General features: G+C 65.4%; 24 protein-coding genes. 10 read left to right on the forward strand and 14 right to left on the reverse strand.

The genetic code is table 11. The features are described 5' to 3' along the window. Window positions 1-5 precede the first annotated feature (5 nt). Both AABA51_RS13880 and AABA51_RS13885 read right to left on the reverse strand, forming a co-directional pair. The gene (locus tag AABA51_RS13880; RefSeq protein ID WP_338272564.1) at window positions 6-614 is read right to left on the reverse strand and encodes a DUF1523 family protein; all 609 of its coding nucleotides are present in this window, start codon (window positions 612-614) and stop codon (window positions 6-8) included. 15 nt (window positions 615-629) lie between these two features. Then, on the reverse strand, window positions 630-872 hold the full coding sequence (locus AABA51_RS13885; RefSeq protein ID WP_338272565.1) for a hypothetical protein: 243 nt from the start codon (window positions 870-872) through the stop codon (window positions 630-632). A gap of 121 nt (window positions 873-993) precedes the next feature. Between AABA51_RS13885 and AABA51_RS13890 the strand changes: the two genes are divergently transcribed. After that, a complete protein-coding gene (locus tag AABA51_RS13890) occupies window positions 994-2,283 on the forward strand; it encodes an acetylornithine deacetylase/succinyl-diaminopimelate desuccinylase family protein (RefSeq protein WP_338272566.1) in 1,290 nt (429 codons plus the stop codon). 4 nt (window positions 2,284-2,287) lie between these two features. Here the strand turns inward: AABA51_RS13890 and AABA51_RS13895 are convergent, their stop codons facing one another. Further along, complete coding sequence (locus AABA51_RS13895) at window positions 2,288-2,485, reverse strand: hypothetical protein (protein ID WP_338272567.1); 198 nt, start codon at window positions 2,483-2,485, stop codon at window positions 2,288-2,290. A gap of 128 nt (window positions 2,486-2,613) precedes the next feature. On the opposite strand from AABA51_RS13895, the gene AABA51_RS13900 reads away from it, so the two are divergent. The 3 genes from AABA51_RS13900 (at window position 2,614) to AABA51_RS13910 (ending at window position 5,482) form a co-directional block, all read left to right on the forward strand. Beyond that, window positions 2,614-3,531 carry a sulfotransferase gene (locus tag AABA51_RS13900; protein WP_338272568.1) on the forward strand — a complete coding sequence of 306 codons (918 nt, stop codon included), beginning with the start codon at window positions 2,614-2,616 and terminating at the stop codon, window positions 3,529-3,531. 84 nt (window positions 3,532-3,615) lie between these two features. Further along, window positions 3,616-5,088 (forward strand): ABC transporter substrate-binding protein, encoded by a 1,473-nt coding sequence (locus AABA51_RS13905; RefSeq protein WP_338272570.1) that lies wholly within the window; start codon window positions 3,616-3,618, stop codon window positions 5,086-5,088. 55 nt (window positions 5,089-5,143) lie between these two features. Beyond that, window positions 5,144-5,482, forward strand: a complete 339-nt coding sequence (locus AABA51_RS13910) for a cupin domain-containing protein (RefSeq protein ID WP_338272571.1) — start codon at window positions 5,144-5,146, stop codon at window positions 5,480-5,482. A gap of 4 nt (window positions 5,483-5,486) precedes the next feature. Here AABA51_RS13910 and AABA51_RS13915 read toward each other — a convergent pair whose 3' ends face one another. From AABA51_RS13915 to AABA51_RS13930, 4 genes are all read right to left on the reverse strand, one after another. Then, window positions 5,487-5,618, reverse strand: coding sequence for a hypothetical protein (locus AABA51_RS13915; RefSeq protein WP_338272572.1), 132 nt, complete (start codon window positions 5,616-5,618; stop codon window positions 5,487-5,489). 161 nt (window positions 5,619-5,779) lie between these two features. Next, window positions 5,780-7,939, reverse strand: coding sequence for an esterase-like activity of phytase family protein (locus tag AABA51_RS13920; protein ID WP_338272573.1), 2,160 nt, complete (start codon window positions 7,937-7,939; stop codon window positions 5,780-5,782). Window positions 7,940-8,035: 96 nt separating this feature from the next. After that, a complete protein-coding gene (gene dacB / locus AABA51_RS13925; RefSeq protein WP_338272574.1) occupies window positions 8,036-9,517 on the reverse strand; it encodes a D-alanyl-D-alanine carboxypeptidase/D-alanyl-D-alanine endopeptidase in 1,482 nt (493 codons plus the stop codon). Between the two features lie 80 nt (window positions 9,518-9,597). Beyond that, window positions 9,598-10,194, reverse strand: a complete 597-nt coding sequence (locus tag AABA51_RS13930; RefSeq protein WP_338276612.1) for a nicotinate-nucleotide adenylyltransferase — start codon at window positions 10,192-10,194, stop codon at window positions 9,598-9,600. A gap of 150 nt (window positions 10,195-10,344) precedes the next feature. On the opposite strand from AABA51_RS13930, the gene ettA reads away from it, so the two are divergent. Together ettA and trxC are read left to right on the forward strand one after the other, a co-directional pair. Beyond that, window positions 10,345-12,000: an energy-dependent translational throttle protein EttA gene (gene ettA / locus AABA51_RS13935; protein ID WP_338272575.1), complete on the forward strand. Its 1,656-nt coding sequence runs from the start codon at window positions 10,345-10,347 to the stop codon at window positions 11,998-12,000. A 199-nt stretch (window positions 12,001-12,199) separates the two neighbouring features. Continuing rightward, window positions 12,200-12,640: a thioredoxin TrxC gene (gene trxC, locus AABA51_RS13940; protein ID WP_338272576.1), complete on the forward strand. Its 441-nt coding sequence runs from the start codon at window positions 12,200-12,202 to the stop codon at window positions 12,638-12,640. Window positions 12,641-12,674: 34 nt separating this feature from the next. Here the strand turns inward: trxC and AABA51_RS13945 are convergent, their stop codons facing one another. Then, complete coding sequence (locus AABA51_RS13945) at window positions 12,675-12,851, reverse strand: hypothetical protein (protein WP_338272577.1); 177 nt, start codon at window positions 12,849-12,851, stop codon at window positions 12,675-12,677. A 159-nt stretch (window positions 12,852-13,010) separates the two neighbouring features. Here AABA51_RS13945 and AABA51_RS13950 point away from each other — a divergent pair, with 159 nt between their 5' ends. Further along, on the forward strand, window positions 13,011-13,559 hold the full coding sequence (locus AABA51_RS13950) for a DUF4329 domain-containing protein (RefSeq protein WP_338272579.1): 549 nt from the start codon (window positions 13,011-13,013) through the stop codon (window positions 13,557-13,559). Here the strand turns inward: AABA51_RS13950 and AABA51_RS13955 are convergent. Then, window positions 13,556-14,746, reverse strand: coding sequence for a LysR family transcriptional regulator (locus AABA51_RS13955; RefSeq protein ID WP_338272581.1), 1,191 nt, complete (start codon window positions 14,744-14,746; stop codon window positions 13,556-13,558). The genes AABA51_RS13950 and AABA51_RS13955 overlap by 4 nt on opposite strands. Beyond that, window positions 14,743-15,627 (reverse strand): DUF1932 domain-containing protein, encoded by an 885-nt coding sequence (locus AABA51_RS13960; RefSeq protein WP_338272583.1) that lies wholly within the window; start codon window positions 15,625-15,627, stop codon window positions 14,743-14,745. Before AABA51_RS13960 ends, AABA51_RS13955 begins: the two co-directional genes overlap by 4 nt. Window positions 15,628-15,796: 169 nt before the next feature. Between AABA51_RS13960 and AABA51_RS13965 the strand changes: the two genes are divergently transcribed. From AABA51_RS13965 to AABA51_RS13975, 3 genes are read left to right on the forward strand one after another with little or no spacing between them, the layout of a single operon-like run. Then, window positions 15,797-16,528, forward strand: a complete 732-nt coding sequence (locus tag AABA51_RS13965) for a PIG-L deacetylase family protein (RefSeq protein ID WP_338272584.1) — start codon at window positions 15,797-15,799, stop codon at window positions 16,526-16,528. 51 nt (window positions 16,529-16,579) lie between these two features. After that, complete coding sequence (locus AABA51_RS13970) at window positions 16,580-17,254, forward strand: 4-carboxy-4-hydroxy-2-oxoadipate aldolase/oxaloacetate decarboxylase (protein WP_338272585.1); 675 nt, start codon at window positions 16,580-16,582, stop codon at window positions 17,252-17,254. Beyond that, window positions 17,247-18,320 carry a 4-oxalomesaconate tautomerase gene (locus tag AABA51_RS13975; RefSeq protein ID WP_338272586.1) on the forward strand — a complete coding sequence of 358 codons (1,074 nt, stop codon included), beginning with the start codon at window positions 17,247-17,249 and terminating at the stop codon, window positions 18,318-18,320. The genes AABA51_RS13970 and AABA51_RS13975 overlap by 8 nt, the downstream gene beginning before the upstream one ends. Window positions 18,321-18,325: 5 nt before the next feature. Here AABA51_RS13975 and AABA51_RS13980 read toward each other — a convergent pair whose 3' ends face one another. The 4 genes from AABA51_RS13980 to AABA51_RS13995 all read right to left on the reverse strand — a co-directional run bounded on the left by AABA51_RS13980 (window position 18,326) and on the right by AABA51_RS13995 (window position 24,196). Continuing rightward, entirely contained in the window at window positions 18,326-19,297 is a 972-nt protein-coding gene (locus AABA51_RS13980; protein WP_338272588.1) for a D-2-hydroxyacid dehydrogenase family protein, read from the reverse strand. A gap of 14 nt (window positions 19,298-19,311) precedes the next feature. Continuing rightward, window positions 19,312-20,982 (reverse strand): thiamine pyrophosphate-binding protein, encoded by a 1,671-nt coding sequence (locus AABA51_RS13985; RefSeq protein ID WP_338272589.1) that lies wholly within the window; start codon window positions 20,980-20,982, stop codon window positions 19,312-19,314. A gap of 4 nt (window positions 20,983-20,986) precedes the next feature. Next, window positions 20,987-22,078 (reverse strand): 4-oxalomesaconate tautomerase, encoded by a 1,092-nt coding sequence (locus AABA51_RS13990; RefSeq protein ID WP_338272590.1) that lies wholly within the window; start codon window positions 22,076-22,078, stop codon window positions 20,987-20,989. A gap of 102 nt (window positions 22,079-22,180) precedes the next feature. Further along, window positions 22,181-24,196: a tripartite tricarboxylate transporter permease gene (locus tag AABA51_RS13995; RefSeq protein WP_338272591.1), complete on the reverse strand. Its 2,016-nt coding sequence runs from the start codon at window positions 24,194-24,196 to the stop codon at window positions 22,181-22,183. Between the last annotated feature and the right edge of the window lie 12 nt (window positions 24,197-24,208).

Raw genomic sequence — 24,208 nt, forward strand, 5'->3', positions numbered from 1 at the left:
GCGCCCTACCCGCGTCCGGCGGCGCGATCCTTGATCTTGGCCCATTGCACCGCCATCCGGTCCCGGATCGGATCGATCACCCGATCCTCGAACCGTTCCCAGATGCGCCAGGCCACAAGCGCCAGAATGACCAGCCCGATCAAGATGATGATGTTGAGCCAGGGGAACAACGCAACATCCGGCCCCGCGACCGGGCGGATCGAGATCGCATTGGGGTAGATCGAGATCAGGTTCGACCGCCATCCGTAATGCGTGATCGCCACCCATTGCGGCGCAGACTCGGTCGAGGTCAGGTTCGACGCCTCCGCCTGCAGATCCTCGCTGTCGAACTTGAAATAGGGCGGCCAAAGAACTCCGGTATCTTCATTGCGGTACACCAGCGGTCGTCCATCCGGCCTGATCGTTGAAATCAAACGCAAATCTCGCATGGCCGTGGCCTGCGCCGTCCCGCTGTCGCGCTGCGCGAAGAAAAAACCGTTCAACCCGCCGACCTCGGTCAGGCGTGATTCCACGCTCACGATCCGCACGATATCGCGCTGCGGCAGGGTGTAATGGAGAAAAGCCCCGAAAATCAGGGCGATACAGGCGATGAAGATGATCCGGGGCCAGCGCAACTTTCGCCCTCCTCCTCAATTCGTCAGGTAAACATACAGGCTCAAACCGCCCACGGGCAGAACATAAACGAAGAAAATCAACCATGTGCGGATGCGCCGCGCCACGGGCGCGAGACGCTCGGCGATCCAGTCGTCCCGGTCACCCGGCCGGCCTTCCATCACCCAATCCTCTTCCAGCCGCATCCGCACCCCGGCGCGCCAGTAGAGAAACAGGCTGACATAGACCACGGTCAAAAGAACCAGCATAACCAACAACATACGCCCAAGACCAAGGATCATCCGCACCGCCCCGCAACCATCGCTTCCCCTCCGATATAGGCGATAAAGTCGGAAAATGGCAGGGCTTGCAGAGACGCCGCGCCCGGCGCAGTCTGGCGCCATGGATGACACGGCATTGATGCAGGCAATCGAGGCGCGCGAGACCGAACTGGTCGCGCTGACGCAAGGGTTGATCCGTATCCCCACCCTGAACCCGCCCGGCCTGAACTACCGCGAAATCTGTGAATTCCTGCGTGAACGCCTTGAGAAATCAGGCTTTTCCGTCGAGCTCATCCGCGCCCACGGCGCGCCCGCCGACAGCGACCGGCACCCGCGCTGGAACCTCGTCGCCCGGCGCGAGGGCGCGAGCTCGGGCGATTGCGTCCATTTCAACAGCCACCATGACGTGGTCGAAGCAGGCCACGGCTGGACCCGCGATCCTTTCGGCGGCGAACTCTCCGACGGCCGCATCTACGGGCGCGGGGCTTGCGACATGAAGGGCGGACTTGCCGCCAGCATCATCGCCGCCGAAGCCTTTGTCGCGACCCATCCCGATTTTTCGGGCGCGATCGAGATCAGCGCCACGGCGGACGAGGAATCAGGCGGTTACGGCGGCGTCGCCTATCTGGCCGAACAGGGGTATTTCGACCCCGCCCGCGTCCAGCACGTGATCATCCCCGAACCTTTGAACAAGGATCGCATCTGCCTTGGCCATCGCGGCGTCTGGTGGGCCGAGATCGAGACGCAAGGCCGGATCGCCCATGGGTCCATGCCCTTTCTGGGCGATTGCGCCGTCCGCCACATGGGCGCGGTCCTGGCCGAGATGGAGGAGACGCTTTTCCCCCTCCTTGCGGGCAAACGCACCGCCATGCCCGTCGTCCCCGAAGGCGCACGCCAATCCACGCTCAACATCAACGCGATCCACGGCGGCGAACCCGTGCAGGACGAAGATTATACCGGCCTGCCCGCGCCTTGCGTGCCCGACCGCTGCCGCATCACCATCGACCGGCGCTTCCTGATCGAGGAGGATATCGCCGAGGTGAAATCCGAGATCACCGCGATGATGGAGCGCATCCGCGCCCGCCGTCCCGGTTTCGCCTACGAGATCCGCGACCTGTTCGAGGTGCAGCCGACCATGACCGACCGCGACGCACCCGTGGTCACGACGGTCGCCGCCGCCATCGAGCGCGTCTTGCACCGTCAGGCGGATTTCGTCGTGTCGCCGGGCACTTACGACCAGAAACACATCGACCGAATCGGGCGGCTGAAGAATTGCATCGCCTATGGGCCGGGCATCCTCGACCTGGCGCATCAGCCCGATGAATGGGTGGGGGTGGCCGACATGATGGACAGCGCCAAGGTCATGGCACTGACGCTGGGCGAACTGCTGTTGCCGCTTTCCGCGCGCTGAGCGCTCAGTCGCGGATCAGAAGGCCCAGCCGATCGAGCGCCTGTTCGGCCCGGTCGCGGGCAACCGCATCGCCGCCCAGAAGATCGGCATTCAGCCGTTTGACCATGCGGCTCAGGGTCTTCTTTCCGGCATGGTGCTGGATGAACCCGGGCACGGCATCGGGCGCAAGGTCAAGGATATCATCGGAATTCGGCACGCTCATCTGTCCCCCGTGACATTGTCTTCCTCGCCTCACCCCGGCCTTACCGCGATTCGGGCGGCTCCGTTACCCTTTTGTGACGTTGCGACTGTAGGGCAGCGACGGGATCGGCTTGCGCATGCCACTTACAGATGCGACATCCACTTCAGATCGCGCTGCGCATAAGCTCGATCGGCAATGGTTTGGTAATTGGTATGACAGAACCGGTATTTGACCACCTTCTGCTTGGCGTAGGGGCGATGAAGGCGGGCACGACATGGCTCTATGACGTGCTGAACCGACACCCCGAAGTGCATTTCAGCCACGAAAAAGAAATCCACTTCTTCTACGCGCAAGCTTTGCGTCCCGGGTTGTTGTCGGACCGCGCACGGATGCGACGGGCAAAAGGCTATCTCGCCTTTGACCCGGAAATCTCGCATGCGCGGGTTCTTCAGCGTCGCGTGCGCTGGACGGCGAACTGGCTTGCGAACCCTATCGACGACGCGTGGTTCAACGGGCTTTTCCTGCACAAGGATTCCGCGCGCTGGATTGCTGACTTTTCGAACCTCAACGCGCTTCTACCCGCTGAAACATGGCGAGATATCCACGCAAGGACCCGCAAGTTACGGGTCATCTATACGCTGCGCGAACCCATCGACCGGCTTTGGAGCCATGTTCGCTTTCATCTCAAGATGCAGGGCAAGTCCCACCTTCTGGACGAATTTTCGGTGGACGAGCTGTTCACCCACATCAAGGACGGCGACTATCTCGAGCATACCGACTATGTCGCCGCGATCATGCGCATGCGCGAAGGTCTTCCCCAGGAATGTTTGCGCATCGACTTTTTCGACCGGGTCTCAAGCGACCCACGCGGCTTTGTTGCGGATATCGAATCCTTCCTTGAACTGACCCCGCAGGCGCTGCCGGACGATATCGTGTCTCGTGTCGTGAACCCGTCGCCGCCACGACCCTTGCCCGCGGGCCTTGCCGAACGGCTGGAGCCATTCGTTGAGGCTCAGCGCGAGGGGTTGAGGCGTTTGGGGCTGGTGCTGCCGGATCACTGGGGTTGATCCCAAGGATCAATTTTTTCACGAGATTTTTTCCCGCGCCGGGGTCATGATGACCATCGGGATACCATCAGGGAGAGACGATTCATGATCCACCATCTTCGCCGCGGCGTGGCGATCTCGGCGCTTTGGGCCGGGGCCGCGCTGGCGCAGCAGACCGATATCTCCATCGGCATGGTGCTGGAGCCGCCGAACCTCGATCCGACCGCGGGGGCTGCGGCCGCCATCGACGAGGTGGTCTATGCCAATGTCTTCGAAGGGCTGACGCGGTTCGGACCCGACGGGTCGGTCAACCCCGGCCTTGCCGAAAGCTGGACCGTGTCCGAGGATGGGACGACCTATACCTTCACCCTGCGGGCAGGCGTCACCTTCCATGACGGCAGCACCATGACGGCCGAGGATGTGGTCTTCAGCCTCGACCGCGCGCGGGCCGAGGGCTCGACCAACGCCCAGCCCGGCCTTTTCGCCAATATCGTCAGCGTGGAAGCGGCGGATGACCTGACCGTTGTCGTGACGCTCGACGGGCCGGACGGGGCCTTTCCCTTCGACATGGCATGGGGCGATGCGGTGATCGTCGCGCCCGAAAGCGCCGAGACCAACGCCACCAACCCGGTCGGCACCGGGCCGTTCCGCTTTGCCAACTGGGTGCAGGGCGACCGCGTCGAACTGGTGCGCAACGACGCCTATTGGGGCACGCCCGTGGCGCTGTCGGCGGCGACCTTCCGCTTCATCACCGATCCCAATGCCGCCTTTGCCGCGATGATGGCGGGCGATGTCGACGCCTTCCCGAATTTCCCCGCGACCGAGACGCTGGCACAATTCGAGGCCGATCCGCGCTTTACCGTCATCGTCGGCTCGACCGAGGGCGAAACGATCCTTGCCATGAACAATGGCGCGGCGCCGCTTGACGATATCCGAATCCGGCAGGCCATCGCCCATGCGATCAACCGGCAAGACATCATCGACGGAGCGATGTTCGGCTATGGCACCCCCATCGGCACGCATTTCGCGCCGCACAATCCCGATTACGTCGACCTGCTGGCGCTGTCGCCCCATGACCCGGACCGCGCCCGCGCGATCCTGGCCGAGGCGGCACCGGGTGGGCTGACGCTGCGCCTTGCCCTGCCGCCCCCGGCCTATGCGCGGCGCGGCGGAGAGATCATCGCCGCCCAGTTGCGCGAGGTCGGGATCGAGACCGAGATCACCAACATGGAATGGGCCGATTGGCTGGAACGCGTGTTCCGGGGCCGGGATTTCGACCTGACCATCGTCAGCCACACCGAACCGATGGATATCGGGATCTACGCGCGGCCCGATTACTATTTCCAGTATGCGCGGCCGGAATTCGTGGCGCTGAACGAGACGCTCGCGCGGACCACCGATCCGGGGCAGCGGTCGAGCCTGTTGTCGGAAATGCAGCAGATCATCGCCGAGGATCACGTCAACGGCTACCTGTTCCAGCTGGCCAAGACGGGCGTGGCCAATGCCAATATCGAGGGCCTGTGGGAAAATTCACCCACGCAGGCCAATGACCTGACCGGCGTCCGCTGGACGCAGTGACCCAACCGGCGCCGCCCCCAACCGGGCGGCGCCCCTTTTCCCCGGTCCCTGTCCCATGAGCCTTGTCCGCCCCGTCACACCGCAAGGTGCGCCCGAGATTTCGCGCCCCGATCCCGCGCGGCTGATCGACGGAGACCCCGAGCATCGCACATGGCTGACGGACGAGGCGCCGGGCCTGTGGTGCGGTGTCTGGCAATCCACGCCCGGCACATGGCGCGTGATCTATGACGAATGGGAATATTTCCGCCTGACCGAAGGCATCTCGGTCCTGACGCCCGAGGGCGGCGCGCCGATCCGGCTGGTGGCAGGCGATGCATGGGTGATCCGGCCCGGCTTTACCGGCACCTGGCATGTGGTCGAGACTACGACCAAGGATTTCGTGATCCGGCTTTGAGCCTTCAGGCCAGGACGATCCCGATCACGGCCGCGGCAAGGACAAAGGCCACCGCCGCCATGGCCATCAAGATGGCATAGCCCGCCGCCCGCAACTGGAGGTCTTCTTCGGTCTGGTCGATCTGGCCCCGCTGCATCGTCTGATCCTCGCATGCGCTGTTTCACCCGTAATGAAACGGCCGCATCTCGGGAAATGTTTGGTCCCCTGCGGATGGGACAAGAAAAAAACCCCGCGGAAGAACCGCGGGGTTTGGAGCCTTGCAGAAGATCTTGCCCCGGTTCCCGGGACAGGCCCGCGTCACTGGGCAGGGATGGCAAAGAACATCGTCTCGCCCGAATGATCATCGACCCCGTCATTGTCGGTCGAGACCCACATCGTGCCATCAGCGGCAATCGCCAGACCCTCGACCTTGTCCAGAACATAGCCCCCCGTCGCGGTCAGGTAGGGGATCAGGTCGACCACGGCTTCGGGGTCCAGCACGGCGGGGGTTTCCCCCAGTGCCACCATGGCGTCGAGCGACGCCAGGGGCACACGCGTGATCAGCTTGGTGACGGCTGCGCCCGCGATCTGGTTGTCCCGCTCGACGAAATAGACGTGATCGCCATGGGCCACGATTTCCGACAGGCCGACCCAACCCGTTGCGGGCTCGGTCAGGGGATAGTGGATCACCGACCATTCCTCGGTGTCCAGGTTGTAGCCCAGAACCTTGGCGTGGTTCGCCGGATCGTCGCGCCACGGGCGCTGGACAGCCATGTAGAGCATGTCACCCACCCGCGTGATGCCTTCGAAGCCGAAGCGGGTTTCGACCGACAGCAATTCGTTCGGCAGCGCGATCACGTCCTCGATCGCGCCATCGGCCCCGACGTGGTAGATCGCATGCGGGATGATGCGGTCGCTGCGCCCTTCGGAGGCGATCCAGAACCCGCCTTCGCCATCGAGCGCGATACCCTCCATATCCATCAGCTGGGCAGGCTGCCCCTCGCGCGTGATGCGGATCGCATCGACGATGCGGGCAGGCGTCTGGCTGACATCGATGTGAAAGATCGTGGGCTGCATGCCATAGAAGCTGTCCGAGACGGCGTAGATCGTGCCATCCTCGGCCATGACCTGACCCGAGATCGCGCCCCAGCCGATCAGGGCGTCACTGCCCGCGCTCGTCAGATGCGGATAGACGGCAGGCGCGCTCTGGTATTCGTAGATCATCACATGGGCCGGTGCCGCCCCATCCTCGCGCCCGTCGAATTCATTGGCGGTCGCAAGCAGATTGCGGCCCGGAATGGCGATAGCCCCTTCGGGCGAGATGCCCGAGGGCAAAAGCTGCGCCAGAACGGGGGCTGCCGGGTTCGACATGTCGTAGACCCCCACGACCGAGGATCGCTCGGCCAGAAGGAACATCATCGGCACGCCGCCAAAGGTCGCGAATTCCATCCCCTCGGGTTCCACGCCCTTGTTGCCGGAGCGTTCCTCCGGGTAATGGCCGATTTCGGCAACCGCGTATTCAAAGGCCATCCCGGCCTCGAATACCTCGGTGCCGTCGCGGTGAAAGACGGTGAAGCCACGGCTGCCGCCATCCATGTCCCCTTCGTTGGCGATGGCGACATGATCGGTGTCGATCCACTGCACCCCATCCGGTTCGCGCGGGATATCGACAAGACGACCGTCAAAGGTCAGCGCGCCCTCTTCTTCGGTATCGACAGTGTCGAGCGTCACGGTGCCTGCCGAGAAATGGCTCAACACCTCGCCGGCGGCCGAGACGACGACGATGTGATTGTTTTCCTGCATCGTCACGACGATCTCGCCATTGGCGTTCACATCGACGAATTCCGGCTCGGGGTCCTCGGGGGCGATATCGGCAAGGCCCGTCAGATCGACACGGATCTGCGCCGCGCAATCCATCGCGCCGTTTGCGTCCAAGGGCTGGATGACGAGGTAACCGGCGGGCATCTGCGGCACGCGGCCATCGCCCAGATCCTCGTCACGTTCGTTTTCGATGGCGACCGCGATGAAGCTGCCATCGGGGGCAACGGCGGTGCTGTCCGGCTGGCCACCCAGATCGCAGGACGCGAGCACGTCGCGGGTCCCTGCGTCGATCGCGTGCAGCACGCCCGAAGGGGCTGTGTAGCTTTCCGAGGTGTTCTCGGCCACGAACACGGTCTGGCCCAGCGCGGAAACGGCAGTAGGCTCGCCATTGGGCAGGGCAAAGGCACCTGCCGCGACGGGGTTGGCAGGATCGGTGATGTCGATGAAGCCGATCACGCCCGCCGGGCTGTCGGAATAGACCAGCATCATGCCATCGCCAGTGGCCGCGATGATCTCGGCCGAGGTTTCTTCGGCATCGGGCGTGTTCAGCGCAACGGGAAAGGACGCGATGCGGTTGAAATTCATCTCCTGCGCCAGCGCAGGGGTGGCGGCGAGCAGGGCCAGCGCGGATGTCAGCATCAGCGGACGGTAAGTCATCGACGATCTCCGATAGATGGGTCAGCGCGCCCGCCATGCCGCAAGGCGGTGACAGGCGCGTGACGGTTGCGTATCGGAATGATGACAGGGTGCGCGTCAGCCGTGGACGATGGCCCATCGGTCGAGCAGTTGCTGCTGCAGCCGTCGCGCACGACCGGAATAATCGCGCCCGCCGGGCGGATTTTCGCGTTCCTCCACGGACAGGGCAGCGCGCCGTTCGACATCCCCGCAAAAGATGGCAAAGGCGAGGTCACGGCCCGTGTTGGTCCGGACATACCCCGCAAGCGAGGAGACGAAGTTGAGGGTGCCGGTCTTGGCCACCACCTCGGCCGGGGGATTGGCGCGTCGGTTGCCCTGCGCGTCGAGCATCGGGATATCGCGCATCAGGCCGCGCAACAGGCCGTTCGGCCCCGCCGCGACAAGGGCCGCGACCATATCCTGCGCCCGCACCCGGCTTTGATCCCCCAGCCCGGAATGATCGACGAAATCGGCCTGCCGCGCCCCCAAGCGGTCCCGCATCCAATCCGACATGGCCGCAGCCGAAGCGCGCAGATCTGCGGGCCGCGTGCCACCTGCCTGCGTCGCCAGAAGGCCCACGACCTCGGCCGTCAGGTTGGTCGACCAGCGCATCATGCCGCGCAGGATATCTTCGAGCGGTTCGCTGACATGTTCGACAAGGATCGTGGCCGTGGGCGGCGGCGCATCGGCCAATTCCACGCTGCGGAATGTCAGGCCATTGGACCGCGCCAGCGTCTGGAAGACTTCGGCGACATAGGCACCGGGTCGCCGCACCGGCAGCCAGCGCGCCCCTTCGTTGCCCAATGCAGCGCGAGCGACGGTCCAGTGATCGCGGCCTTCGACCTGCGCATAGGTGTAGAGCGGCGCGGCCCGGTCCTCGATCCGCATCCGGGCGATCTGAACCGGCGGACGGATCGTTTCGGACCGCGCATCCATCGTGACGCGGTACTCGCCCGCCTGCCGGGCCCATTCGAAATGCACCCGATTGAAATTGAGGTTCAGCCCCGAGATCGCGGGGTTGTAGCCGACATGCTGGGGTTGGTCAGGATCGATCTGGAAGACCTGCGGCAGGGCGCCTTCGGCAAGGATAAGCCGCCCCCGCACCTCGTGCAGGCCCAAGCCCCGCAAGTCGGAGGCCATCGCGGCCAGCGTATCGGTGTCGAGCAGCGGATCGCCCGACCCGACCAGCCACAGATCGCCATCCAGCCGCCCATCGGCCAGCGTGCCGTCCGCCACGATCCTGGTGCGGAACCGGTATCCCGGCCCAAGCCGGTCGAGCGCATAGGCGCAGGTCACGGCCTTTGCGACAGAGGCGGGCGGCAGGGCGACGAGCGGGTTGACCACCTCGAGCATCCGGCCCGTCGCCGCATCGGCCACCGCATAGCCCACCCGACCGCCAAGCCGCGCCTGTTCGATCAGCGTGGCGCCGGAGGTGACGGCACGCCGGAAAAACCCTTCGGGCCGGATGACGGGACGGAGCGAGGTGCTGGGCGCGGCCCCGAATGCGGGCGCGGCTGCAAATCCTGCGACCCCGGTCAGAAAAGCGCGACGCGACGGCATGACCACTAACCAAAAGACTTAAATCTTTAACCAGTTAACCGTAGCGCGCCCAAGCTCTCAAGGGATTCGACGCAGGTCCGCTACCAATCCCCCCGCGCCCGGATCGCGGTCGAGGACAGATCGACCATCGGCAGGTTCACGAAACACCAGGCCGGCGGGCGGGCATGGGGCAAGAGCCGCGCCCCCATCGCAGGCAGGCGGGCGGCCTGATGAACCGTTGCGGCCTTGGCACTTCGGGCCGAAATGCCCTGTCCGGGGCGGGCCAGAACGCCAACGGGCACGTTGTCCATGATCCATTCCCAGCGCTGCCAGCGGTGGAATTGCGCAAGGTTGTCGGCCCCCATCAACCACACGAAGCGCACACCGGGATAAAGCGCCATCAGCCGTTCCAGCGTCTCGGCCGTGTAGCGGGTGCCGATCCGCGCCTCGATATCGGTGACGAGAATGCGCGGATGCGTCACCATCGCGCGCGCCGCCGCCATGCGCCGGTCCAGCGCGGCGGGGCCATTGCGTTTCAACGGGTTGCCCGGGCTGACCAGCCACCAGACACGATCAAGTCCGAACCGTTTGAGCGCCTCGCGGCTCACATGGACATGCCCTGCATGAGGCGGATCGAAAGACCCGCCGAAAAGACCGATGGTCTGGCCGGGACGCGCAAGGGGAAGATCGGATCGCAAGGGCAAGGGCTATGTTTTCCCGATATCTGGGCGCGTCTTGATGGGGCCGCATGGACCCCAAGTCAACGCCACGGCCCGCCCCCGATTGCTCATCCCGGCCCAAAGCCTTACATGGCAGTCCAACCTCGTATCACCAGGACGGAGCGGCACATGGCCTCGTATCAATATGTCTACCACATGGATGGCGTCTCCAAGACCTATCCGGGCGGCAAGAAATGCTTCGAGAACATCCGCCTGAACTTTCTGCCGGGCGTGAAGATCGGCGTCGTGGGCGTGAACGGCGCGGGCAAATCCACGCTCATGCGCATCATGGCGGGGATGGACAAGGATTTCACCGGCGAGGCCTGGGCGGCGCAGGGCGCGCGCGTCGGCTACCTTTCGCAGGAGCCGGAACTGGACGAGAGCCTGAACGTACGGGACAACGTCATGCTGGGCGTTGCGGCGAAAAAGGCCAAGCTCGACCGCTACAACGAGCTGGCGATGAACTACTCGGATGAAACCGCCGAGGAGATGGCCCAGCTCCAGGACGAGATCGACGCCGAGAACCTCTGGGATCTCGACAGCCAGATCGATGTCGCGATGGAGGCGCTGCGCTGCCCCGACGATGACGCGCAGGTCGCCACGCTGTCGGGCGGGGAACGCCGCCGGGTGGCGCTGTGCAAACTGCTGCTCGAAGCGCCCGACATGCTGCTGCTTGACGAACCGACCAACCACCTGGATGCCGAAACCATCGCATGGCTTCAGCAGCACCTGATCGAATACAAGGGCACGATCCTGATCGTGACCCATGACCGCTATTTCCTCGACGACATCACCGGCTGGATCCTCGAACTCGATCGCGGTCGCGGCATCCCCTACGAGGGCAATTATTCCAGCTGGCTGGAACAAAAGGCCAAGCGGCTGGAGCAAGAGGCCCGCGAGGACAAGTCGCGCCAGAAGACGCTGGAGCGCGAATTGCAGTGGATCCGCGCAGGCGCCAAGGCGCGGCAGGCCAAGCAAAAGGCCCGGATCAACGCCTACGAGGAATTGGCCGGCCAATCCGAGCGTGAGAAAATCTCCCGCGCGCAGATCGTCATTCCGAATGGTCCCCGCCTCGGCTCGCGGGTGATCGAGGTCAATGGCTTGAAAAAGGGCTACGGCGACAGGCTCTTGATCGAGAACCTGACCTTTTCCCTGCCGCCGGGCGGCATCGTGGGCGTGATCGGCCCGAACGGGGCGGGCAAATCCACGCTCTTCCGCATCCTGACGGGGCAGGAACAGCCCGACGAGGGGACGGTGGATTTCGGCGATACGGTGCAGCTGTCCTATGTCGACCAGTCGCGCGATGCGCTCGATGCGAACAAGACCGTGTGGGAGGAAATCTCTGGCGGGGCCGAGATCATCGAATTGGGCGATGCCTCGATGAATTCCCGTGCCTATTGCGGGGCCTTCAACTTCAAGGGCGGCGATCAGCAGAAAAAGGTCGGGCTCCTGTCGGGCGGGGAACGCAACCGCGTCCACATGGCCAAGCTGCTCAAGGCAGGCGGCAACGTGCTGTTGCTCGACGAACCGACCAACGATCTGGACGTGGAAACGCTGCGTGCGCTCGAAGATGCGCTCGAGGATTTCGCGGGATGTGCTGTCATCATCAGCCACGACCGCTTTTTCCTCGACCGGCTCTGCACCCATATCCTCGCCTTCGAGGGCGAGGGCCATGTCGAATGGTTCGAAGGCAATTTCGAGGATTACGAGGAAGACAAGAAGCGTCGCCTCGGCCCCGATGCGCTGGAACCCAAGCGGTTGAAGTACAAGAAGTTCACGCGCTGAAACGTAAACGCCGCGGATATGGAGTGGCGTGGGGGTGGTGCGCCTGAAGGCGCACCCTACCGTTGGGCACGGATGAGTTTGCGTAGGGTGCGCCTTCAGGCGCACCCAAGCCCCCCGCGCAAAGGCACCCACGCCCAAGACTTGCGCCGCGACCGGAAAGACCCCAGATGATTGACACGATCATCTAATGGACCAAGCCATGTCCCACCACATCACCTGCCTGTCCTGCGCGACCGTCAACCGCGTGCCCGCCGAACGGCTGTCGGCCCATCCCAAATGCGGCACCTGCGGCGCGAAACTGGTCGAGGCCAAGGTCCACGACATCGACACCGCGACCCTGCGCAAGGCGGAAACCAAGGACACACTGCCGTTGCTGGTGGATTTCTGGGCACCGTGGTGCGGCCCCTGCCGGGCGATGGCCCCCGAATTTTCCAAGGCGGCGCAGGCCCTGTCACCCCATGCGCGCTTCGCCAAGATCAACACGCAGGTCCATGGCGATGCATCCCAGCGCTACGGAATCCGCGGCATCCCGTTGCTGATCCTGTTCCGGAACGGGCAAGAGGTGGCGCGCCTGACCGGTGCGCGCCCCGCGGCGGAGATCGAAGCCTTCGTGCGCAGCCACACAAAAGCACGCGCCTGAGCGCACGGAACCGCGCCGAGGGCGCAGCGCCGGTTCAGAACCGGGCGTAATAGATCAGCGCGACAGGGATCGCCATCGAGGTCCAGAGGCAGAAGAAAAACGCCGCGCGCCCCATCTTGAGCCAGAGCTGGATGTCGGGGTCGTTCGCGAAGTCCGAACTGACCACTGCGGGCGTGGCGACGGCCACTTCGATGGATTCCATGCGGGACATGCCATTCCCTCCTTGATCGGCGCTCTATCCAGATAGTCCCAAGATAAGCGGTCGCGGGCGTGGGTCCAGCCCCGTGTGCCGCGTTTGACTGGATTGAGCGGATTTTCACTGTAAGCTGGGATCAGCTTGTCGTGATCCCTGCCTGCAAGGAGTGCCGCCATGACCAGATCGCTCTCGCGTATCGCCGCCGTTTTCATGGCGGCCATCGTCGCAATAGCGCCCATCCCGTCAACGGCGCAAAGCGCACAGGAAACCGCCTTCGTCATGGCGCTGATGGAATCCATGAACACGCTGTCGATCCGGTTCAACCGCGAGGTTTGCGGATATGTTCTGCGCCATGCGAACGGCGCCTATTCCTCGACCAAGGTCAGCTGGGGTGGGCCGGCATCCTGCGCCTCCCTGCCGGTGGAGGACGGATTCGTGGTCGCATCAAGCTGGCATACCCATGCCGCATGGGACCCGGCCTATGACGGAGAGGTCCCCTCGATCCAGGATGTCGAAGGCGACATGCGCATGGGCGTGAACGGTTGGGTCAGCACGCCGGGGGGCCGGTTGTGGTTCGTCGATGGCCGGACCGGCAGCATCCGGCAGATCTGCGGTCGCGGCTGTCTGCCGGTGGACGAGAATTTCGGTGCCGAGGATTTCGGGCCCGTGAGCGAAAGCTACACGCTCGATGGTCTGTATGCCCGCTTCGGGCGCGACCGCTAGGCCGATCTCTCCGCCACCTCCGCCCCGGCGCGACGCAATTCCCCAAGCATCAGGCGCTGACCCGGTGTCGGCATCCAGTCCCGGCGATACGTCAACCCGATGCTGCGACCGGGCCAGTCGATGCCGATGTCGAGCGTGGACAACAAGCCGTTGCGCAATTCGGCCCCCGCCTGCTGCCCGGAAATGCAGCCCAGCATGTCGCTCCGCCGCAGCAATTCGCGCATCAACAGGACCGAGCCGCACTCCACGATGCTGTCGGGCAGCGGCAGGCCCCGCGCCGCGAAAAGGGAGTCGAATTGGGTCCGCGCGGGTGTGCCCCTGCGCGGCACGGCCCAGGACTGCGTGACGAGCTGCGCGGGCGCGACCGTCCCCTGCCCTGCCAGCGGGTGGCCGGGTCGAACCAGAACGGCCAGCTGGTCGTTGAACAGCGGCTCCTGCACGACATCGGCGATGGGTTGCGGGTCGCGCAGCGCGCCGATGATCAGATCGATCTCGCCCCGGCGCAATCCGGCCAGCATCTCGTCATAGGGCCCATCAAGAACGGCGATGATCGTTTTCGGGCGACGGGCCCTGAAGCCAAGGATGGCTTCGGGCAGGATCACGGACCTTGCGAGCGGCAAGGCCCCGATGACGATGCGCCCGACCTCGCGCCCGTCATGGTCGGCCAGTTCCGCCTCGCCCTGATCGAATTCGGCGAAAGCCAGACGGGCGGCCTGCGCCAGATCGCGACAGGGCCGCGTCGCGACGACGCCAAAGGCGCTCCGGTCGAACAGCGGTCGCCCGGCCTCGCGCTCGATCTGGGTGATGGCCCGGTGGACGGTGGGTTGCGCCAGCCCCAGCGCGCGGGCCGCCAGCGTGAAATTCTGCGTCTCGACCATGGCGATCAGCGCCTGCAATTGCGCCGATGTGGCGGTCAGCACCAGACGCGGGGCCACCTGCGCCAGCGCACCATCCAGCCTTTCCATCCCCCGCCGCAGCCGGGACTGCACCAGCAGACCGCGATCGGTCAGGAAAAATCCCTTGCGCCTGCGGTCGAACAAGGCACCGCCTGCCGCCGCCTCCAGCCGGGACAGGGCCTGCGTGACAGCCGGTTGCGACACGCCGCAGCGTGCGGCCGCAGCCGTGGGCGTGCCCAGATCGGCGACCGCAAGGAAAACCCGGAAATGCCGCAGATTGCGGGGTTTCATAAGGCCGACAGGGCGCGGTCGATCCGGGCGATCAGGTCAGGTTCGCCCGCCTCGACCCCGCGCCGCGACAGTGCCGCCTGCCATTCGGCCGTGGCGCGGCTCATCCCGTCGGACAGGCCCAGCGCCGCCACCGTCGCCGCCACCTCGCGCATCTCGGCGGCGCGGCGGGTGCCGTGCACCAGCATCCGTTCGAGGTTATAGGCCCCCCGCCCGCGCCAATCGACGCCGGGGTCGGATGCTTCGAGCGAGGCGATGACCGCCTCCTCCACCCCCGCGCGGCGGGCGGCAAGGAAACATTCCGCCGTCAGCGCCTCCATCCCCTTGATCATGACGGAGCGGATCATCTTGATGCTCGACGCAGCCCCCACCGCATCGCCGACGGGCTTGGGGCGCATCCCCAAGGATTCGAGCAGGGCCACGCCCTCGGCCGCATGGGGACCGGCAACAAGCAGCGGCACGAGATGGCGTTTGGGATGGACCGGGGCCATGACCGCCACATCGACATAACGCCCGCCCGCGCCGTCGATGATGCCGGCCGCCTGTCGCTTGGTATCGGGCGCGCAGGAATTGCAGTCGAACCAGATGCAGCCCGGTGGCACATGCGGGGCCGCGGCCCGCGCCGCTTCAAGCGCCTGATCGGCGGTCACGACGCTGAACACCGCCGTGACCCCGTCCAACGTGCCCGCCAGCGTGCCTGCGTCATGGACCCGGTGCGCGGCGTAGCGCGCCCGCATCCCGGCAGCCGTCAAAGGATCCTCGGTCTTGAGGTCGAAGGCCGCGACATGCGCGGGCCGCCCATCCGCCCAGCCATCGAGGAAGGCTGTCGCCGCCTCTCCAAAGCCTACGAAGGCCAGTCTTTCGGGTTTGTGTTCTGTCGGCATGTCCATCCCTCACCATGACCGGTCACAGCATGGAAACTCTACAGGGATAGCCCGCCGCCGCAATTCCATTATAGCAAATACTTATGCTGCGGGACGGGCTTTCGAATTGCCCCGGACCGGTCGCGCATGAGAGCAACACGCAAGCGTCCCATTATCCGAAGGCCCTGCCATGACCACCAAGAAGACCGCCCTCGTCCTGTCGGCCCATGCCGCCGATTTCGTCTGGCGCTGCGGGGGGGCCATCGCGCTTCATGCCCGGCTCGGCTACGAGGTGACCGTCGCCTGCATGTCCTTTGGTGAACGCGGCGAAAGCGCGAAGCTCTGGAAAGAGGGCAAATCGCTCGAGGAGGTCAAGGCGATCCGCCGCGCCGAGGCAGAGGCCGCGGCACGGGTTCTGGGGGTCCATCGTCTGGAATGCTTCGACCTGGGCGATTACCCCCTGCACCTGTCGCAGGACGACAAGATGCGGCTCGTCGACCTGATCCGGGCGGTGCAGCCGACCTTCATGATGAGCCATTCGCAATACGACCCCTACAATACCGACCACATGTACATGACGCAGGTGGCGCTCGAATGCCGGATGATCGCGCAGGCCTGGGGCCACAACCCCGGCGAAAAGGTTCTTGGCGCGCCGCAGCTGTACCTCTTCGAACCGCACCAGACCGAGCAGATGGGATGGAAGCCCGACACGTTCCTCGACATCACCCCCGTCTGGGACCAGAAACGCGCCGCGATGGAAGAGATGAACGGGCAGGTCCATCTGTGGGAGTATTACACCCGCGTGGCCGAGCAGCGCGCCAACCATTTCAAGCGCAATTCCGGGGGACAGGCCGGGGGACGCGATTGCCGCTATGCCGAAGGGTTCCAGTCGATCTTTCCCCGCACGGTCGACGTGCTCTGAGCCGGGCAGGCAGCCTCCGACACGAGACATGACAGCGAAAGGAACGGGTAGATGGGCGGTGTGGTGATCCGGAACGTGGACAGGGCCGATGCATCGGTCATCGCCGGGCTTGGCATGGCCGGGGTCGCGACCGTGCACGAGGCGCAGGGACGGCGCGGCTGTCTTGCGCCCCACCTGCGCCCGATCTGGACCGGGGCCAGCATCGCAGGATCGGCCGTCACCATCAGCGCGCCGCCCGGCGACAACTGGATGCTGCATGTGGCCATCGAACAGGTCCAGCCGGGCGATATCCTCGTTCTGGCCCCGACCTCGCCCTGCACCGACGGCTATTTCGGCGATCTTCTGGCGACATCGGCGATGGCGCGCGGCTGTGTGGGGCTGGTGATCGACGCGGGCGTGCGCGACATCCGCGATCTTGGCGACATGGGCTTTCCCGTCTGGGCCAAGGCGATCAGCGCACAGGGCACGGTCAAGGAAACGCTGGGATCGGTCAACGTGCCCATCGTCTGCGGCGGCCAATCGATCGAGGCTGGCGACGTGATCGTCGCGGATGATGACGGGGTCGTTGTCGTGCGGCGGGCCGAGGCCGAGACGGTGCTGGCCGCCGCCCGGACCCGCCTTGCCGCCGAAAAGGCCAAGCGCGCCCGACTTGCTGCAGGCGAACTGGGCCTCGACATGTACGAGATGCGCGAAAAGCTGGCGCAAAAGGGCCTGCGCTATGTCTGAGGCGGACGGCATCCCCTGTCTCTGGATGCGGGGCGGCACGTCCAAAGGGGCCTATTTCCTGTCGCACGATCTGCCCGCCGACACGGGTCTGCGCGACGATCTCTTGCTGCGGATCATGGGCTCGCCAGATGCGCGGCAGATCGACGGGATCGGGGGCGGCGACCCCCTGACCTCCAAGGTGGCGATCCTGTCGCCGCCGTCACGGCCCGATGCGGATGTGGATTACCTGTTCTTGCAGGTTTTCGTCGACCAGGCGCTGGTCTCGGACGCGCAGGGATGCGGCAACATCCTTGCCGGTGTGGGCCCGGCAGCCATCGAACGCGGGCTGGTTCCGGCACGGATGGGCGAAACGCCTGTGCGCATCCACATGCGCAATACCGGCGAGATCGCGCTGGCCCGCATCGCCACACCGGGCGGGCGGGTAAGCTATGATGGCCGGGCGGCGATCGACGGCGTTCCCGGACGCCATGCCGCCGTGCCGCTGATGTTCACCGGGCTTGCCGGGTCGATGACCGGGGGGGCGATGCTGCCCACGGGTCAGGCCGTCGACCGGATCGAAGGGGTGGATTGCACGCTCATCGACATGGGCATGCCCATCGTCGTGATGGACGCGGCCGATCTGGGCCTGAGCGGACAGGAAAGCCGCGAGGCGCTCGACGCCGATACGGCGCTCAAGGCACGGATCGAGGCGATCCGGCTTGTCGCGGGACCAATGATGGGGCTGGGCGACGTGGCGGGAAAATCGGTGCCCAAGATGACGCTTGTCTCGGGCACCGGCGCGGGTGGCACGATCTGCACCCGCAGCTTCATCCCGCATCGCTGCCACGCCTCCATCGGGGTGTTTGCCGCTGTCAGCGTGGCGGCGGCCTGTCTCCTGCCAAAGGGGCCGGCGGCGCGGCTGGCGATGCTTCCCCCGGATGATCTTTTCCGCATCGAACACCCGACCGGCATGGCCGAGGTGATGCTGGACCGCGACGCGGAGGGCGGCATCAGGGCGGCAGGCAGCCTGCGCACGGCGCGCAAGCTGATGGACGGTCTGGTCTTTCCTGCCCCGGCCCGCGCCTGAAAGGATCAGCCCCGCACCTCGGGGTTGATCATGTTGATCGGCGCGCCCTCCGCATAGGCGTTGATCTGGGCGTAGATGTCGGCGAATTGCAGGTCCAGTTCATCCTCGGTGACATAGCCGATATGGGGTGTGGCGATCACGCGGGGGTGCAGCACCAGCGGATCGACCGGGGGCGTCATCGGCTCGCGGTCAAAGACATCGAGCGCAAGGCACCCGGGCCGCCCCGCCTCCAGGGCGGCCTCGAGCGCGCCCTTTTCCACCAGCCCCGAGCGCGAGGTGTTCACGAAACTTGCCGTCGGTTTCATCGCCAGCAGATCATCGCGCGTGATGATCCCCTTGGTCTCGGGTTTCAGCCGCACATGGACCGACACGAAATCGCTGTCGGCGAAAAACGCGGTCCGGCTGGCCGCCACGGGCTCGCCATCCGCCATCGCCCGTTCCCGCCCCCTGTCGGAGGCCCACCAGACCACCTCCATACCGAATGCCTGCGCATAGGCCGCGACCTGCTTCGCGATCCGCCCATAGCCATAGAGCCCAAGCCGCCGCCCGCGCAGGGTTTGGCCGGGCGCCAGTTGCCACTGCCCCGCCTGCAGGGCCGCCATCTGTTGCGGGATCTGCCGCGCCGCAGACAGGATCAGCGCAAAGGTCAGTTCCGCCGCCGCAACCGATGGTGCATCGGCATGCATGTTGGAACAAAGCAGGACGCCATTGGCGGTGCAGGCGGGCACATCGACATGCGGATAGACACTGCGCTGGCTGATAAGGCGCAGGTTCGGCAGGCGCTCCAGCAAGGGGGCCGTGATCGCCGTGCGTTCGCGGAACAGTACCAGCGCCTCGGCCGGTTGCAGGCGCTCGGCCAGCAGCGCCACATCATCGGTATGGTCGTTCCAGACCGTCACCTCATGCCCGTCGAGCAGGCGGAAACTGGGCAAGGTCCGCAGCGTGTCGAACCAATCGTCAAGGATATGAACCTTCATCTCGGTCTGCCTCGTCACGGATTTTGGGCCGCAAGCTCGGGATGGGCGCGGCGGATCACGGGGGAAAACACGCGGTCGGAAATCGGCACGTCCCAAACAGCCGCACCACCCGTGCGGGCAAAGCCCGCGATCAGCTCGGGCAAAGCCGCCAGATCGGTGATCGTCTCGCCCCCGATGCCGAAGCCCCGCGCGATGGCGGCAAGATCCGTGGGACCGAAAACTGCACCGTCATCGGCCAAACCCTCGGCCCTGAGCTTGTGGATCTCGGACCCATAGGCACGGTCGTTCAGAACGATGATCAGGATGTTCATCCCGTGCCGCCGGATCGTCTCCAGCTCCTGCACATGCATCAACAGGCTGCCGTCCCCATCGAACAGGACAACCGTGTCACCGGGCCGCGCGGCGGCAACCCCCATGGCAAAGGAGGTGCCGTTGCCGATGGCCCCGAATTCCCGGATCGTCAGGAACCGGTCAAAGGGCCGCGACGGCATATGGGCCACGTAATAGGAACAATGGCCCGAGGAATTCACCATCTGCCAATCGCCCGGCAGATGCGCCTCCAGTGCGGCCACCACGTCGCGCGGATCATGCAGGCCGGGCTCGGGCGCGAAAGCGCTGCCATCGGCGGGGGTGGTGGCGATCCGCTGCGCCAACTCGGGCGTGCAAAGCGCGACAGGCCGCGCGGCGACCGCTGCCGCCAGCGCCTCTGCCCCCAGCCGCGCATCCGCGCGCAGATGCGCATGGGCGGCAAGCCGACCCTGCGACACCGCCTGCGGATCGGTATCGATCTGCAAAACCCGCGCCTTGGGCCAAAGCTTGCCCGCATCGGCATTGTGCGAGGCAAGCGAACAGCCCACGGCGATCACCAGATCAGCCTCTGCCAGAACGGCGCGCGCGACATCGGAGGAAAAGCCCCCCGCCACGCCAAGGCAATGGGGATGGCCTGCAAAAAGCCCCCGCGCTGGCAGACTGGTGGCCAGCGGCGCATCGAGCCTTTCGGCCAGCGCGCGGCAGGCCGCCGCCGCCCCGGCCTCGGCCGCGCCAAGACCCGCCATCACCACGATGCGCCCCGCCCCCGCGACCAGATCGGCGGCACGCGCCACATCCGCAGGATTGGGGGGGATCGGCCCGACCTCGGGCAGGATCGCGGTCGAGGGTGCGGGCAAAGCGGCGGGACCAGTCCACGCCCCATGCTGCAGATCGAAGGGGACACCCAGAACCACGGGCTTGCGCGTCATCCGCGCCTCGAGGAAGGCATCGCGGATCGCCACGGGCAACCGATCGGGCCAATGCAGCGCATGGTAGCTGGCCCCTGTCGCGGTGACGAAAGGGGCCTGATCGATCGCCTGGTTGTACCAGCCTTTCGAAATCGGTGCCTCACCGGCCAGAACGACCATCGGAATGCGCGCCCGCACGGCGGCAGGCAAAGCCGTCATCAGCTGTGTCACCCCCGGCCCGCAGGTCACGGTCGCCAGACCCACCTCGCCCGATTTGCGGGCATAGGCCATGGCGGCGGCCACAGCGCAGTGTTCATGGCGAACATAGACCATCCGCGTCCCTGCCTCGGACAGGCGGGTGGCGAAATTCATGTTCGCATCGCCCAGAAGCGCGAAACAGGTGCCCGTGCCTTCCTGCGCCACGGCCCGCGCCATCATGTCGAAGACATGCAGCCCCGATGCCCCCATCGGATCAGCCCTCCAAGAGTTGCGCGGGCACCATGACCTCACCCCGCGCGATCAGCCGCGCGGTGCGCACCACGCCCGCGGAATGGAATTCGAACGCGTCACCGTCGCGGGTGAAGGTCACCAGAACCTCCATCTCGCCCATCGGATGTTCGATGCGGATCATCTCGGGCGAGCCTGCGACCGGCGCGGCCACGCCCTCTGCGACCGTTCCAGGCGCAATCGCGCAGGCAGCCAGACATTGGGACCCGGTGACCGCCAGCGACGGGTGCGTTTCCCAGGGCATGAAATAGCGCGCGGTCAGATGCGCCCCTTCGGCGCGGGGCGGCGCGATCAGGCCGATCTTGGGCACGACCGATTTCGTCACATCGCCCAGACCCATCAGTTTCCCGGCCTCGAGCCGCACAGCCTCCATCCGGGCGAACAGGTCCTTGTCGGCGTCCAGTTCGGCCTGCGTCTCGTAGCCCGTCAGCCCGAAATCGGCGGCGCGCGCGATCATCATCGGCATGGCCACATCGACACAGGACACCGCGATCCCGCCGATCACGTCGGTCCGCTGCCCGGTCGGGAACATAACCCCGGTCCGCGACCCCACGACATCAAGGAAATTGAGCGCCACGGGTGCCGCTGTGCCCGGCACGCCCGCGATCTCGACCTCGCCCGCATAGGTCACACGCCCGCCCGGTGTCTGCACCACGGCCTCGACCAGCGCGCCGGTGTTGACGGCACGGATGCGCACCGGCGTTTCGCCGTCCTGCGCGGGCACCAACCCCATCTCGATGGCGGCGGGGCCCACGCCCACCAGCATGTTGCCGCAGGTCGGCGCGAAATCGACCAGCCGCTCCGTCACCGAAACCTGCGCGAAGAAATAATCGACATCGACATCGGCCTCTTCCGAGCGCGACAGCATCACGACCTTGGTCGTGACCGCATTGCCGCCGCCGATCCCGTCGATGTTGAGCGGATGACCAGCCCCCACGACGGCCATCAGCACCTCGGCCAGTTGGTCAAGATCGGCAGGCAGGTCGCTGCGCCGGAAATAGGGTCCGCGCGAGGTGCCGCCGCGCAGGAAAAGATAGGGGATCGCCGCCTGTGTCATCTGTCAGCCCGTGTTTTCAAACCCAGAATGGAAGGAACCGGGCCTTTGGCCCGGCAAAGGCGGGGGCGTTGCGCCGCCCCCGCTTTCTTCTCCGCCCATGGCTCATCTCAGGGGCCAGGGCAGATTGGTGAATTCCTGCAGCAGCCCCGGCGGGAAATCGCGGCCGAGCGTGCTGGCAAGAAAGATGATGAAGCCGACACCCGCCGCCGCCAGAAGCGCCGCCTTGGCCCAGGACAATCCCGCCCGCAGCCGGAAGAAGCCGACAAAGAAGATCGAGAGCGCGATCACCAGCCCGAAGAGCCCGGTCAGCACCAAAAGCCCCAGGAACCACGACAGGGTCCACCACAGGCCTTGCGGTGCCTCGGCATCGGCCCCACCGGATTCGAGATCGATGAATACGTCATCCGTCTCGGGGCGGCGCATCATGCGCACGATCAGCGCCAGACAGGCGGCGAGCGTCACCAGACCCACGCTCAGCGGGAACACCTTGTCGCCGAAGCGGGTGATCGTGGCCGCATCCCCGATGGAGATCACGACATAAGCGGTGATCGCCAACAGGAACACGAAGGGCGCGCGCTTGGTCCCGGTATGGGTGTCGATGTTCTCGCGGATGTTCTTGGACTGGCGGATGCCGATGACGATGGACAGGACCGTCAGAACCAGCAGCGTCACGGTGATGGGGGTGACGATGTAATCGAGCCCCGCCTCGAACCCGCGCCGGAACCGGGCGGAGGCGATCTGCGTCGCCATGTTCACGAATTGCTCGGCCTGCGCCGACAGAACGAACCCGATCAGGAAGGCAGGGCGCGAGAAATCGAACCGGCGCAGCAAGATGCCGATGAGGCCGATCCCCACCAGGGCCACCAGATCCCCCAGCGACTGCCGCGACTGGAAGGCCGCGAAGGCGATCATCATGAACAGGAAGGGCGCCAGAAGCGTGAAGCGGATCGTGGTCAGCTTGGCGATCTGCCCCGACAAGAGCACGCAAAGCCCCGCACCGATCACGTTGGCCAGAGCCAGAGACCAGACGATCGTATAGGTGATGTCCAGATCCTGCCGGATCATCGACGGCCCCGGCGACAGGCCGAGCAGCGCCAGACCGCCGAGGAACACCGCCATAGACCCCGACCCCGGGATGCCGAAGATCAAGGTAGGCACCAGCCCGCCGCCTTCCTTGGCGTTGTTCGAGCTTTCGGGCGCGATGACGCCGCGAATGTCGCCCTGGCCGAACCGGTCGCGATCCTTGGTCGATTGCACGGCATAGCCATAGGCGATCCAGTCCACGACCGATCCGCCAAGACCGGGGATCACGCCCACGACGACACCGATGGCCGCGCATTTGGTCGACAGCCACTTATTGCGCCACCAATCGCGCAACCCGTCCAGCCAACCGCGCCCCAGCGTGCCCGAATTCGAGATCGGCTTGTCCTGCCGCAACAGCGACACGACCTCGGGAATGGCGTAGATGCCCAGACCCACGATCACCAGCTGGAACCCGTCCACGAGATAGGGGATGTCATAGGTCGACATCCTGAGCGATCCGCCCGCAGGGGCCGAACCGATGGTGCCCAGCAATAGCCCGAGACCACAGGCGATGATGCCCTTCATCGGCACCCGCCCGGCAAGGATGGCTACCATCGACATGCCGAGGACCGTGATCATCAGCATCTCGGGCAAGCCGAAGGCAAGGATCAGGGGGCGCGCGACGAAAATGATGCAGGTCAGGATCAGCGCGCCGAAAAGCCCGCCGTAAAGCGAAGAGACAAAGGCCGCTGCCAGCGCCCGGCCCGCCTCGCCCTTGCGGGCCAGCGGAAAACCGTCCAGCACGGTCGCCTGGCTTGCCGATGATCCGGGGATCCCCAAGAGCACCGAGGAAAACGTATCCGATGTCGGGATGACCGCGATCAGACCGACCATCAGCGCCAGACCCGCGACCGGGTCCATCCCGAACATGAAGGGCAGAACCAGCGACAGGCCCGCGATCCCGCCCAGACCCGGCAAGACGCCGATGGACAGACCCAACAGCACACCTGCGCACAGGAACATGAGTTGTGTCGGGTGAAATACGAGGGCCAATGCCTCGCCCAACGCCGGCAAGGCGATCGTCATGATGTCCATGGTCTGTTCCTC

The sequence above is a fragment of the Roseicyclus marinus genome (assembly GCF_036322625.1).
Taxonomy (GTDB): Bacteria; Pseudomonadota; Alphaproteobacteria; order Rhodobacterales; family Rhodobacteraceae; genus Roseicyclus; species Roseicyclus marinus_A.